Here is a 12,840-nt window from a genome sequence, read left to right as displayed (position 1 = left end):
GGCTTCTCAGGCACACTTGTGCAATCGCATGCGCGGCACGCGTCCCCTTCGTCACACATATATATACAGGAGTTTTCATGACCACCATCGCCAAAGGCTACGCCGCTCTGGGCCCCACTTCCGCACTGCAACCGTTCACGTTCGAGCGCCGCGCACCGCGCGAAGACGACGTGGCCATCTCGATCAAATACTGTGGCGTGTGCCATTCCGACATCCACCAGGCGCGCGACGAATGGGGCGGCGCCGCCTTCCCCATGGTGCCCGGCCATGAAATCGCCGGCGTCGTCACGGCCGTCGGCGCCAACGTCAGCAAGTTCAAGGTGGGCGACCATGTGGGCGTGGGCTGCTTCGTCGATTCCTGCACTACCTGCAAGACGCGCAACGTGGACCTGGAACAATACATGCCTGGCCTGATCCAGACCTACAACGGCCTGGAAGCGGATGGCAAGACGGCCACGCAGGGCGGCTATTCGGACAGCATCGTCGTCAAGGAAGGCTATGTGCTGTCGATCCCCGACAACCTGCCGCTGGACGCCGCCGCGCCGCTGCTGTGCGCCGGCATCACCCTGTACTCGCCGCTGAACCACTGGAAGGCCGGCCCTGGCAAGCAAGTCGCCATCCTGGGCATGGGTGGCCTGGGCCACATGGGCGTCAAGATTGCCCACGCCATGGGCGCCGAAGTGACGGTGCTGAGCCAGACCCTGTCGAAGCGCGAAGACGGCCTGCGCCTGGGCGCCGACCATTACTACGCCACCAACGACGCGGAAACCTTCAGCAAGCTGGCCGGCACGTTTGACCTGATCATCTGCACGGTGGGCGCCTCCATCGACTGGAACCAGTACATCAATCTGCTGAAAGTCGATGGCAGCATGGTCATCGTCGGCATCCCGGACGGCGCCGTGCCGCCAATCAGCGCCTTCGGCCTGGTGGGCGCGCGCCGCAGCCTGTCCGGCTCCATGATCGGCTCGATCAAGGAAACCCAGGAAATGCTGGATTTCTGCGGCAAGCACAATATCGTTTCCGACATCGAGATCATCCGCATCCAGGATATCAATGAGGCGTTTGAACGTGTAGTGAAGAGCGATGTGCGCTATCGCTTCGTCATCGACATGGCCTCTTTGTAACATCCGAAAAACGCCCAAGGCGTTGTTGCTCCGCCTCGCCGTACGTTTCAGCCATTGATTGCGGAGCTGATCGAGCTGGTGGTGGCACGCGTGGCGCGCAGGGCGGATTAAGCCCCAAGAGCGGCTGACAAACTATCAACGTACCTCACTGAAACGTGGTCGAACGCCTGTCGGCGCCGCTGGCGCGGGCCAGGCTTGAGCGCGCGCCTGCCACTGCGCGCAGGCGTTCTTCAAGGTAGGCGCTCACGCGGGGATGCTGGCTGAAGGCGACGTTGAAGCGGATATGCTGGTCGGGCGTGTCGTTGGCCGAGAACGCGGCGCCGCGCATCAGCAGGATCTTGTTGCGGTAGGCGTCCTGCACCAGCAAGTCCACGTCCAGCCCTTCGGGCATGCTGCCCCACAGGAAAATGCATGCGTCGCCGGGCTGCTCGAACAGCACGCCGGCCGCGCTCAGTTGCTGCGTGCAGGTGTTGCGCGCCACCATGATCTTGCGTTGCAGCCGCTCCAGGTGCTTGCGCAGGTTGCCGGCCTTGAGCACTTCCAGCAAAACGTATTCGTTCAGCGCAGGCAAAGTCATGATGGCGTGGATCTTGGTGCGCATCAGCAGCGTGAGCAGGGCGGGCGCCGCGGCCAGGTAGCCCATGCGCAGGGCCGGGCTCAGCGCCTTGCACAGGCTGGAGTAGTAGATCACGCCGTCCAGCCCGGACAGCGATGCCAGCCGCGTGCTGTGGCCCGGCTGGAAATGGCCGTGCACGTCGTCTTCGGCGATCAGGAAGCCATACTGCTGCGCCATGATCAGCACCTTGTGCAGGTTCGCCGCGCTGCTGCTCCAGCCGGTGGGATTGTGCAAAGCCGTCTGCACGAACAGCAGGCGCGGACGGTGTACGCGGCAGGCCGCTTCCAGTTCGTCCAGGTCGAGGCCATCGGGGCGGCGCTTGACGGGCACCAGGCGCACGCCGTCCTGGCGCAGCCTGCCGAACATCAGGAAGTATCCGGGGTCTTCCACCAGCACCGTATCGCCGGGCTGTAGAAACGTGCGGCAGATCAGATCGATTGCATGGGTGCCACCGAACGTGGTGAGGATGTGGCCGGCATCCGCAGCGATGCCGATGCCGCGCAACAGCAGCGCGATCTGTTCGCGCAGTTCGGCCAGCCCTTGCGGCGGACAGCGCGAGGCCATGCCGGCCGCGCTGCGCGCCAGGCCACGTTGCACGGCGGCCGCCGGCAGCGCGTCCTGCAGCCAGGTGGGCGGCAGGGCGCCGCTGCTGGCCAGCAGCACGCCCGGCCGCTGGTCGTTCACTTGCTGGCTCAGCCAAACGGGCTCCTGCTCCTGGCCCGCTTCCAGCGCCACTTCGTCGGGAATGGCGTGGCTGGCGTCAGTTGGCGCGCAGACGAAGAAGCCCGCCGTGCCGTGCGTATCGATGACGCCTGCGGCCACCAGCCTGTCATACGCCACCACCACGGTGTTGGTGCTCACCGCGAGCTGCGTGGCGAGCTGGCGGATCGACGGCAGCTTGCTCCCGCCAGGCAGGAGGCGTTGCGCGATCTGCAGGCGCAATGCGGCCTCGATCTGCTTGAACAGGGCGATGGGTGAGGAGCGGTCGATGGCGAACATGGGTGGAAGTCTAGCGTAAAAACATCACGGCGAGAACCAGCAGGATGGCACCCATCGCCAGATTGAATATGCGCTGCTTGCGCGGCGCTTTCAGCACGCTGCGGATCGAGACGCCGAACAGCGCCCACATGGCGTTGCACGGCATGCCCACCATGGTGCCGATCACGGATACCAGCAGCGCGCTGGCGAGCATGTTGCCCTGCGCAGGCATGAAGACCGACGCCATGGTGATTGCCTTGAGCCAGCTCTTGGGGTTCAGCGCCTGAAACAGCGCCGCCTGCGCAAACGACACGGCCTTCGGTGCGCTGCTTCCCGCCACCGAGGCGCCGGCAAGTTTCCAGGCCAAAAACATCAGGTATAGCGCGCCCGCGATCCGCAGTATTTGCTGCGCCATCGGGTAGGCGACGAACACGCTGCCCAGCCCCACGCACATGAGCATGGTCTGCACAAAGATGCCGACCTGGATGCCGAGGATGACCGGCAGCGCACCGCGATAGCCGAAATTGGCGCCGGTGGTGGCCAGCATGACGTTGTTCGGCCCGGGCGTGGCGGACATCACAAAGCAATAGCTCATCAGGGGCAGGAGTTCGGTCATGGCAGGCAGTCGCAGCGTGGAGAAGGCCCCAGTCTAAAAGCGCGGCACGGCAGGGACAAGGCACAAGGCGCCGCGTACAAGCACATGCTGTATCAGTCGAACGACTGCTACAGCGCCGATACAGGCCGCCACGCCCGGACAAACCTCAGAAACTTGGCGTGATGCCGCCAGGGGCAAATGATATAGTGGCGGGAATGTACTCATTGAAAGAAATTGCCATGAAAAACGACGCAAGCGCTCGCCCGCAAGCAAACCAGACACTTGCCAGGCTCAGCAAAGGGGATTTCGTCACCGCACTGCGCAAGCTGCTGCAAGAAGCAGGCAATGCCGGCAAAACCAGTGTCGACGTGCGCGCTGCGAACCTGCACACCGACGTAGGCATTTATCCGGCGCGCGGCCACTCGATGCCGACCTGTTGCACGGTGATGCATGAAGAGATGCAGCCGGGTGACGAGATACTGTTGACGCCACCCGGCGGCAAGGGACCTACGCTGCTGGTACGGTATAAATTGCTGCGTTGAAAATCGCCGTCTTCGAAACAGTTTATAACTTGGCGGAAATGGTGACGCTGCAGTGGCAGCGAACCCATGGCCAAGTAACTCATGTCTTCATCCTGGCTCTGTGCGGGCTTTCACCACAGCCGCTTAGCAGTACGCTCCGGCATTGCCGCCCGTTTCAAAAAAGGGGGTAATGTCTGACGTTTGCGCGCAGAGTGAGTTCCACACGGCAGCATCGAGCCGCCTTGCTCGGGGACAGTCAAGCGGCGGTCCGCTTGAAGCGCGTGCCGCTCGCTAATCCGGCCTACGTGACTGACCTGCGCGAAGGATCGGAAATGGGCTGCGCAGTAGGTTTGCAGTGCGTCCCTCAAATCAGCTGGCGATACCGTATTTGTGCTGGGTCGCCGCGTATTGCTGCTTGAGCGATTCCAGCTGCGGATGCCTGGGGTCGATCTTGCGGATCATCTGCATCTGGTGCTGCGCCTGTTCGGCCAGCGGGGCTTCCCAGCCCAGCATATTGAGCTGGCGCAAGATAGCCTCGACGGAGGCGAACAGCACGGGCAGGTTGCCCGGGGTCTTGCGCAGGGCCTGGCGCAGCACGAAGACGGCTCCCTTGAGCTCGCCGCTTTCCGATTTGCTGGCCGCATCCTGCATCAGTTCCTGCACCTGGTGCGTGATCTGCTGGCCCATGCCTTGCGCCAGATCATGGCGGCCGGCTTTTTCAAATACGTCGACGGCCGCTTCCATCGTCACGTCGCTGTCCGCCTCATTGACGAGTTTCATCATGACGTCGGAGGCGGCCTGCTCCAGATTGTTTTTCAGGCAGCTTTGCACCAGCCCCACCTTCAATTGCGTCGACAGGCCCCGCGCCGTGTCCAGGGCGGCGGCGGCCAGCTGCAGTTCGCTGGCGGCGGCGATGTCGTTGCCCGACAGCTCATGCAGCATGGCGGCCGAGATGGCGCGGCAGGCTTCCACGTTGGCGCCGCCCCGCAGCGAGCGTTCCATGTCGCGCAGCACGCCGCTGGCCTGCGGCGCATCGCCCTTCTTGATCAGCGTTTTGACCAGGTTGACGTGGTCTTCCGGGTCGCGGAATTCAGAGTATTTCGCTTTGGTGACTACCTGCTTGTAGGCCCGTTCGGCCGCGCCGATATCGCCCGTGTCAAACGCGATGCCGCCCAGGTGGCGCAAGCGGCGCACCATGTGCGGCGAAATGGCCACCGCGTCTTCGAGGATTTTCTTCGCCTGCAGCTGCTGGCCCATGGCTTCATGGTTTTGCGCCAGCAGGTCGTAGGCGGTCATGAAACGGGGATAGGTCTCCACCAGTTCCAGCAGCACCTCCTGCGCATCTTCATGCCGCTGCTGTTCGAACAGGGTGCGCGCCAGGCCCAAATGGGCCCAGGCCATGGGCCGCAAGGCCAGCATGTCGGCGTACAACTGTTCCGCTTCCTTCCATTCATCGAGGGCGATGTGCAGCTCGGCGCGCAAACGGGTGAAATCGGCCGCCAGGCGCGGGTGCTGCAGTTCGGCCGTGCGGCAGCTTTTCACGGCTTCGCGCAAGTTGCCCTTGTCGATCAGCTGATACGTGGGCAGGAAAATGGCACGCCGCTCGATGGCGCGCGCGATGCGTCCGCTCAGCACGTCGACCGTGAACGGTTTTAATATGTAGTCGGATGGGGTCAGTTCGGCCGCGCTGATCACCTTGCTGTGGATGGCTTCGGAGGTCAGCATGATGAAGATCGTCCACAGGCCGATCAGCTTGTGATGGCGCAAGTCTTCCAGCAATTGCTGGCCATCCTGGCCGTCCGTGCCACTACCAAGATCGTACTCGCACAGGATGATGTCGAACGGTTTCTTCATCAGCAAGCGGATGGCCGTGCCGGAATTGACGGCATATTCCACCTTGGTGATGGCCGCCTGGTTCAGCATATTGTGCAGGTTGCCCCGCATGCTGGGGTTCGGATCGACGATCAGGACAGATAAGTCGCTAGTTTCTGGCATTGTTCAGCTCTCGTTCATCTGTTCGGTCATTTGCGGGAACTCTTCTTATAGGTATCTGCCTGGCAGTATTGTTTTTTATCAGCATACTGCAAAGCCGCCCGACACTGCCAGCAAAATGCATGCAATCGGGCATGCAGAGCGAGGGCAGGGATGCCCGGCGCCGTCCGGCGTTGTATTTCATGACACGGGGGCCGCTGCGGCGGTGTGCGACGTGTTTTTTCGACCATACATTGACTATCATGATAATATTCTAAAAATGCAACAGTTGTTGCGTGCCGAGTATGTTGCGGCACGGCATGCGCAAGGCTTTACCGGGCGCTTTATCCCTCTCTGGTGTCGATACCCGTCATGCGCGTAACTGATCTGTCTACTTTGCGGCGCGTTGCCGTTCCACTTGCATTTGGCGGCAACAGCGAACAGCAGCATACCTATTTTGCGGAATTGCACCGTGTCGGCCTGGTCACGCAGCTGCTGGGCATCGTCGCCTATTGCCTGACCTGGCTGCTGATGCCAGAGCCCTATCATCCGAACCTGACGCACGCCGTGCTGGCGCTGCTAGGCATGCTGGCCAGCCTGGTGGCGCGCTACCGCTGCACCACCTTGCCCGTGCTGACCATTACCGGCGCCTGCGCCGTGCTGGCCCTGACCTTTGGCCTGCGCACCATGGCCGACGCCGTCCAGCATGCCAGCTTCTGGGTCTTGCCCGTGGGCGTCTTCCTGACCCTGGCGATTGCCTCCATCTTCAATGGCGGCCTCAGCTACCTTGCCGTGGTGGCCGGCATCTGGTGGAACGTGGGCCACGGCCTGTACCCCGTCAACGCGGGCTTGCCCGACCAATCCTGGGTGCCATTGATGATCGCCGTCAGCGTGCTGTTCGGCCTGGCGCTGAATGTCAGCTTCAGCTTATTGCGCTTGCGCAACTATCACGCCAAACTGGAATTGACGCGGCTGGCCTTCCAGGACAGCCTGACGGGCCTGAATAACCGCCGCATGTTCACGCAGCGCGCCCAGCAGATGCGTGGCGCATCCCATGGCGGCATGTTGCATTTCCTGATGATCGATATCGACGATTTCAAGATCATCAACGACCAGCAGGGCCACGATGTGGGCGACGAAGTGCTGATGCGCACGGCCGCCATCATCGCCGACAAGGCGCAAGGCCATTTGTGCGGCCGCCTGGGCGGCGAGGAATTCGGCGTCGTCTACGCGGGCGACCACGAGGCCGTGCGCACCTTTGCCGGCGCCCTGGTCGAGGCCGTCAGCCAGGCTTTCCATGCCGCACAGTTCGTGTCGATCAGCGTGGGCGTGGCCGAGCTGGACCGGAGCAAGGAGCTGGGCCACAGCTACCGGCTGGCCGACGAAGCGCTGTACTTGGCCAAGCGCCAGGGCAAGAACCGCTACGTGATCGCCAGATGATCAGCTGAGGGTGTTGCTGCCGTGTCAAAATCTGCCGCTGTGCGGGGAAAAAGGGCGGCAAAAGGGCGGCAAAACCGCAAGTTGCGGTCATAAGGCAGGGGTAAAACGGGTATAATGCGCGCAAAGGAAATTTGCCGTACGAAAGATATTGTCATACCTACCTTTAACCCGCAGCCACGCTGCATCAACCACCTTCCAATCATGTTGATACTGCCGGGTTCCAATGCCCTGTCCCATTTCCGTAGCCACCGTCTGTTAAGCCAACTGCAAGTCGTCTCGCCTGCGATTGTTGCCGTACAAGCACGCTATGTCCATTTCATCGATGCCTGCGCGCCTCTCACCGACGATGACAGCACGCGCCTTGGCGCCTTGCTGACGTACGGCGAGCCGGCCCAGGCTGACAATGCGGAAGGCGCTGCCGAAGCATTCTTCGTCATCCCCCGTTTCGGCACGATTTCGCCGTGGGCCTCGAAAGCCACCGACATCGCGCACAACTGCGGCATGGCGCACATCAAGCGCGTCGAACGCGGCATCGCTTTCCGCATCAACCTGAAATCGGGCATCCTGGGCAGCGCCATAGGCGCCGGCAAATTGACGGACGAGCAGGTGCAAGCCGTGGCCGACCTGCTGCATGACCGCATGACCGAATCCGTGCTGCGCAGCGCCGACGACGCCAAGGACTTGTTCCGCACCCTGGAAGCGCGCCCACTGGAATCGATCGACTTGCTGGGGCAGGGCAAGCGCGCACTGGAAACGGCGAACACGGAACTGGGCCTGGCGATGTCGGAAGATGAAATCGACTACCTGGACGCCGCCTTCACCAAGGCCGGTCGCAATCCGACGGACGTGGAACTGATGATGTTCGCGCAGGCAAACAGCGAGCATTGCCGCCACAAGATCTTCAACGCCGACTGGACCATCGACGGCGTGGCGCAGACCAAGTCGCTGTTCGGCATGATCAAGAACACGCATGAACTGCAGCCGAAGGGCACTGTCGTCGCCTACAGCGACAACTCGTCCATCATGGAAGGCGCCACGGTGTCGCGCTTCTACCCGCGCGGTGAAAACCACGAATACGCGGCGTCGACCGAACTGACGCACACCCTGATGAAGGTGGAAACGCATAACCACCCGACGGCCATTTCCCCATTCCCCGGCGCCTCCACGGGCGCGGGCGGCGAGATCCGCGACGAAGGCGCAACGGGCCGCGGCGCCAAGCCGAAGGCAGGCCTGACCGGTTTCACCGTCTCGAATCTGTCGCTGCCGGACGCCGTGCGCAGCTGGGAAACGGCCGCTTCCGTGACGGCGCCGCTGGCTGGCCGTACTGACGCCGATCAATATGGCAAACCGGAGCGCATCGCTTCGCCGCTGCAAATCATGATCGAAGGCCCGCTGGGCGGCGCAGCGTTCTCGAACGAATTCGGTCGTCCGGTATTGGGCGGCTACTTCCGCACGTATGAACAGAACGTCGGCGCAGACAAAGACGCCGTATTTGGCTATCACAAGCCAATCATGATCGCTGGCGGCATCGGCAATATCTCGGCGCAGCACACGCACAAGAACGACATCCCCGTCGGCAGCCTGCTGGTGCAGCTGGGTGGCCCGGGCATGCGTATCGGCATGGGCGGCAGCGCCGCCTCGTCGATGACCACCGGCAGCAACACGGCCGACCTGGACTTCGATTCCGTCCAGCGCGGCAATCCGGAAATGGAACGCCGCGCCCAGGAAGTCATCAACGCCTGCTGGCAAATGGGGCTTGATAATCCGATCATCTCGATCCACGACGTGGGTGCGGGCGGCCTGTCGAACGCGTTCCCGGAAATCACCAACGACGCCAAGCGCGGCGCGATTTTCGACCTGCGCAAGGTACCGCTGGAAGAATCGGGCATGGCGCCGAAGGAAATCTGGAGCAATGAGTCGCAGGAACGCTATGTTCTCGCCATCGCGCCGGAAAGCCTGCCCCTGTTCAAAGCCATGTGCGAACGCGAACGCTGCCTGTTCGCCGCCGTGGGCGTGGCCACCGAAGAGCGTCAACTCAAATTGATCGACCCGGAACTGGGCAATGAGCCGGTCGACATGCCGATGGACGTCTTGCTGGGCAAGCCGCCGAAAATGCAGCGCGACGTGGTCCACGTGGCCAACGATTTCCCGGCCATTGACCTGACGGGCATGGACTTGAAGGATGTAGCGCAAAAAGTGCTGCTGCTGCCCACCGTAGCCGACAAATCCTTCCTCATCACCATCGGCGACCGCAGCGTGGGCGGCATGACCGTGCGCGACCAGATGGTGGGACCATGGCAAGTGCCGGTGGCCGATTGCGCCGTCACCACCATGAGCTTCGAAGGCTACCTGGGTGAAGCGATGGCCATGGGCGAACGCACGCCGCTGGCCGTGATCGACGCCGCCGCCTCGGGCCGCATGGCCGTGGGCGAAGCCGTTACCAACATCGCTGCCGCAGCGATTGCCGACATTTCCGACATCAAGCTATCCGCCAACTGGATGGCCGCCTGCGGCCAGCCTGGCCAGGACGCAGCCCTGTACGACACGGTGAAAGCCATCGGCATGGACCTGTGCCCCGCGCTGGGTATCAGCATCCCCGTCGGCAAGGATTCGCTGTCGATGCGCACCACCTGGAAAGACGAGAGCACGGGCGCGGCGAAATCCGTCACCTCGCCGGTGTCGCTGATCGTCTCCTCGTTCGCGCCAGTGACGGACGTGCGCAAGTCGCTCACGCCGCAGCTGAAAACGGACCAGGGCGACACGTCCTTGATCCTGATCGACCTGGGTCGCGGCAAAAACCGTTTGGGCGCCTCCGCGCTGGCGCAAGTCATGGGGCAGCTGGGCAATGAAACGCCGGACGTGGACAGCGCGGAAGACTTGAAAGGCTTCTTCGCCGCCATCCAGAAGTTGAACAGCGACGACAAGCTGCTGGCCTACCATGACCGTTCGGACGGCGGCCTGTACGCCACCCTGACGGAAATGGCCTTCGCCGGCCACACCGGCATGTCCGTCAACCTGGACATGCTGACCATGGAAGGCGAGCATTCCAGCGACTGGGGCGATGCCAAGAACTGGACCGGCCAGGTAGCGGAACGCCGCAACGAACTGACCCTGCGCGCCTTGTTCAGCGAAGAGCTGGGCGCCGTCATCCAGGTGCGGGCGGAAGAAAAGTCGCTCGTCATGGACGTGCTGCGCACCTTCAACCTGGGCGCCTGCAGCCATATCATCGGCAAATTGAACGACCGCGACGTCATTGAATTCACGCGCGACGCCAAGCTGATTTACACCCAGCCGCGCGCAGCCCTGCACCGCCTGTGGAGCGAAACGAGCTGGCGCATCGCCCGCCTGCGCGACAATCCGGCCTGCGCCGACGCCGAGTACGACCGCCTGCTGGACGTGCAAGACCCGGGCATGTCGCCGATCGTCACCTTCGACCAGAACGAGAACGTCGCTGCGCCATTCATCGCCACCGGCGTGCGTCCGCGAGTTGCCATCCTGCGCGAGCAGGGCGTCAACTCGCACATCGAAACGGCGTACGTGATGCACCAGGCAGGCTTCACCGCTGTCGACGTGCACATGAGCGACCTGATTGCGGGCCGCGTCAAGCTGGACGACTTCCAGGGCGTCATCGCCGTGGGCGGCTTCTCCTACGGCGACGTGCTGGGCGCAGGCGAAGGCTGGGCGAAAACGATTCTGTTCAACGCCAGCCTGGCGGAACAATTCGCGCGCTTCTTCAACCGCACGGACAGTTTTGGTCTGGGTATCTGCAACGGCTGCCAGATGATGAGCAACCTGAAATCCATCATCCCCGGCGCCCACGCCTGGCCCAAATTCACGCGCAACAAGTCGGAGAAATTCGAAGGCCGCTTTGCCATGGTCGAAGTGATGGACTCCCCATCGATCTTCTTCAACGGCATGGCCGGCACCCAAGCCGGCATCGCCATCGCGCACGGCGAAGGCTACGCCGACTTCTCGCAAACGGGCGACATCACCCAGGTCAGCAAAGCCATGCGCTTCGTCGACAACAAGGGTGCCGCCACCGAAGCGTACCCATACAACCCGAACGGCTCGCCGGAAGGCATCACCTCCGTGACCACGCCAGACGGCCGCTTCACAGTGTTAATGCCGCACGCGGAGCGGGTGTTCCGCTCGGTGCAGCAGTCCTACCACCCTGCAGCATGGGGCGAGGATTCGCCTTGGATGCGCATGTTCAGGAATGCGCGGAAGTTTGTGGGGTAATTAGTTCGCTTGCAGGGCAGCGCTGGAGTTCAAGGCGCTGCTGGTGGGGGAGGAATGAGAAAGCCGCTGTCGGGAGATAGCGGCTTTTGTTTTTTTATTCGTTCTTGTGGTAATAGTTATTTATGAATTTATCTTATTAAGAGAGTTCGCTTATAATGCTGTTTATCTTTGCAATATTTTCTTTTTCGAATACTTTGCGAGTGAATATTTTGGAAAATTTAATCCAGATACTGTGAAAAAGTAACGCTACGTCTGAATTTTTTAAGTCTCCAGAACTAATATCTTCAATGTCCCAAATGAAAAATTTTTTCATTAAATATTTTTCCAATATCGAATTTGATAAGTTGGAGTATTTTTTGTTATTTTCACTGAGTTCCAAAAGGAAAGTAAGGATAGGTAATAAATCACTTTTTCTAGAGGAAGTGTCTTGCATCATTCTGTCACCTAACGACTCAATTGCGCTCTCCATTTCTACATCTTCTTTTCTTATTAGATAGTTTAAAATGAAAATCACTTCGAATGCTTCAAGCGTATCGCTGCCACGAGTAAGCCACAAGTAGAGCTCTTTATTATTGAAGTTTGTGGTAAATTTATTAAAATCTATCTCATTTTTTAATTTTCTGGAGCGAACATATAGTTTTATCCATTCGCTTTCAGTCGCTGGAATTAGGAATCTCGGCATATGTGATTCGTTGAAGTATTTAATCAAGTATTCGTTTGATAAAAACTCTGAGGCAATTCTCATCAGGTTAAATATTTGCTTATTTTCTGTTGTTATTTTATTAATTACAAACCAGTCTGTAGTTCTTTTGATGCAGGATATTAATTCCCTATTAATTTCTTTGTTGTCGCCAATTTTTATTAGTGAATCAATAGCTGCAATGGAATTTTTTTCTGTGATAGGCCATAGTTTTATTTTTAAAATTAAGTAACCTAGCGAGTTTTCTATTTGCAGTTTTGTTTGATTGCTGCCTTCTGTAATGTTGCTATTTAATATTGAGAATATTGAATTTATGAAATTATTGTTGTTTTGTTCGGAAATTATATTGAATTCATTGCGTATCTCCAATGCGAATATTTCAGGAAAGCCAATTTGTAGATAGTTGTTTTTTAACAGGGTGTTGAAAAAGGACCCCAGTCCTTCGGATTTTGTCGCCAGACATGCGAATTTTTCGGGCTGGAAGCCGCATTTTGCCTAAAAAGCAGTTTTCAGCCACTTTTCAGGCCGTTTTTTGACATTTTTTAGCGCTTTCCGTACTCTATGGACGGAGTTATCCAACCACCGCCGATAAACGCCAGCCAAAGATCGTCGCCATGCGCGTCAGGTTGTAAGCGGCGAAAGTGAACGTGGTTTGT

At 59.7% G+C, this 12,840-nt stretch carries 8 protein-coding genes; 4 read left to right on the top strand and 4 right to left on the bottom strand.

Annotation, left to right across the window (positions count from 1 at the left end; genetic code table 11):
• The first annotated feature begins 77 nt into the window (after positions 1-77).
• On the top strand, positions 78-1,124 hold the full coding sequence (locus tag CSZ94_RS13540; protein WP_102121980.1) for an NAD(P)-dependent alcohol dehydrogenase: 1,047 nt from the start codon (positions 78-80) through the stop codon (positions 1,122-1,124).
• A 145-nt stretch (positions 1,125-1,269) separates the two neighbouring features.
• On the opposite strand, the gene CSZ94_RS13535 is transcribed toward CSZ94_RS13540, so the two are convergent.
• Both CSZ94_RS13535 and CSZ94_RS13530 read right to left on the bottom strand, forming a co-directional pair.
• Positions 1,270-2,739 carry an aminotransferase-like domain-containing protein gene (locus CSZ94_RS13535; RefSeq protein ID WP_102121979.1) on the bottom strand — a complete coding sequence of 490 codons (1,470 nt, stop codon included), beginning with the start codon at positions 2,737-2,739 and terminating at the stop codon, positions 1,270-1,272.
• 10 nt (positions 2,740-2,749) lie between these two features.
• Positions 2,750-3,295 carry a LysE family translocator gene (locus CSZ94_RS13530; RefSeq protein WP_258000970.1) on the bottom strand — a complete coding sequence of 182 codons (546 nt, stop codon included), beginning with the start codon at positions 3,293-3,295 and terminating at the stop codon, positions 2,750-2,752.
• A gap of 257 nt (positions 3,296-3,552) precedes the next feature.
• Here CSZ94_RS13530 and CSZ94_RS13525 point away from each other — a divergent pair, with 257 nt between their 5' ends.
• Positions 3,553-3,855, top strand: a complete 303-nt coding sequence (locus CSZ94_RS13525) for an HNH endonuclease (protein ID WP_102122007.1) — start codon at positions 3,553-3,555, stop codon at positions 3,853-3,855.
• A 348-nt stretch (positions 3,856-4,203) separates the two neighbouring features.
• Here CSZ94_RS13525 and CSZ94_RS13520 read toward each other — a convergent pair whose 3' ends face one another.
• Positions 4,204-5,829, bottom strand: a complete 1,626-nt coding sequence (locus CSZ94_RS13520; RefSeq protein ID WP_102121977.1) for a tetratricopeptide repeat protein — start codon at positions 5,827-5,829, stop codon at positions 4,204-4,206.
• 348 nt (positions 5,830-6,177) lie between these two features.
• Between CSZ94_RS13520 and CSZ94_RS13515 the strand changes: the two genes are divergently transcribed.
• Positions 6,178-7,245, top strand: a complete 1,068-nt coding sequence (locus CSZ94_RS13515) for a GGDEF domain-containing protein (RefSeq protein WP_146009804.1) — start codon at positions 6,178-6,180, stop codon at positions 7,243-7,245.
• Positions 7,246-7,446: 201 nt separating this feature from the next.
• Entirely contained in the window at positions 7,447-11,484 is a 4,038-nt protein-coding gene (purL, locus tag CSZ94_RS13510) for a phosphoribosylformylglycinamidine synthase (protein ID WP_102121975.1), read from the top strand.
• Positions 11,485-11,620: 136 nt separating this feature from the next.
• Here purL and CSZ94_RS13505 read toward each other — a convergent pair whose 3' ends face one another.
• A complete protein-coding gene (locus tag CSZ94_RS13505; protein WP_146009803.1) occupies positions 11,621-12,553 on the bottom strand; it encodes a hypothetical protein in 933 nt (310 codons plus the stop codon).
• Positions 12,554-12,840 lie beyond the last annotated feature (287 nt).

Source organism: Janthinobacterium sp. ROICE36, from assembly GCF_002869965.1.
Taxonomy (GTDB): Bacteria; Pseudomonadota; Gammaproteobacteria; order Burkholderiales; family Burkholderiaceae_D; genus Janthinobacterium.
The sequence above is the reverse complement of the archived record's forward strand: the minus strand, read 5'-3'. Positions and strand labels throughout refer to the sequence as shown.

What these genes read in the sequence shown, in the direction of transcription:
- CSZ94_RS13530 (WP_258000970.1), bottom strand. Translation starts at nt 3,295, where the DNA reads ATGTCCGCCACGCCCGGGCCGAACAACGTCATGCTGGCCACCACCGGC.
- CSZ94_RS13520 (WP_102121977.1), bottom strand. Translation starts at nt 5,829, where the DNA reads ATGCCAGAAACTAGCGACTTATCTGTCCTGATCGTCGATCCGAACCCC.
- CSZ94_RS13540 (WP_102121980.1), top strand. Translation starts at nt 78, where the DNA reads ATGACCACCATCGCCAAAGGCTACGCCGCTCTGGGCCCCACTTCCGCA.
- CSZ94_RS13515 (WP_146009804.1), top strand. Translation starts at nt 6,178, where the DNA reads ATGCGCGTAACTGATCTGTCTACTTTGCGGCGCGTTGCCGTTCCACTT.
- CSZ94_RS13525 (WP_102122007.1), top strand. Translation starts at nt 3,553, where the DNA reads ATGAAAAACGACGCAAGCGCTCGCCCGCAAGCAAACCAGACACTTGCC.
- purL (WP_102121975.1), top strand. Translation starts at nt 7,447, where the DNA reads ATGTTGATACTGCCGGGTTCCAATGCCCTGTCCCATTTCCGTAGCCAC.
- CSZ94_RS13535 (WP_102121979.1), bottom strand. Translation starts at nt 2,739, where the DNA reads ATGTTCGCCATCGACCGCTCCTCACCCATCGCCCTGTTCAAGCAGATC.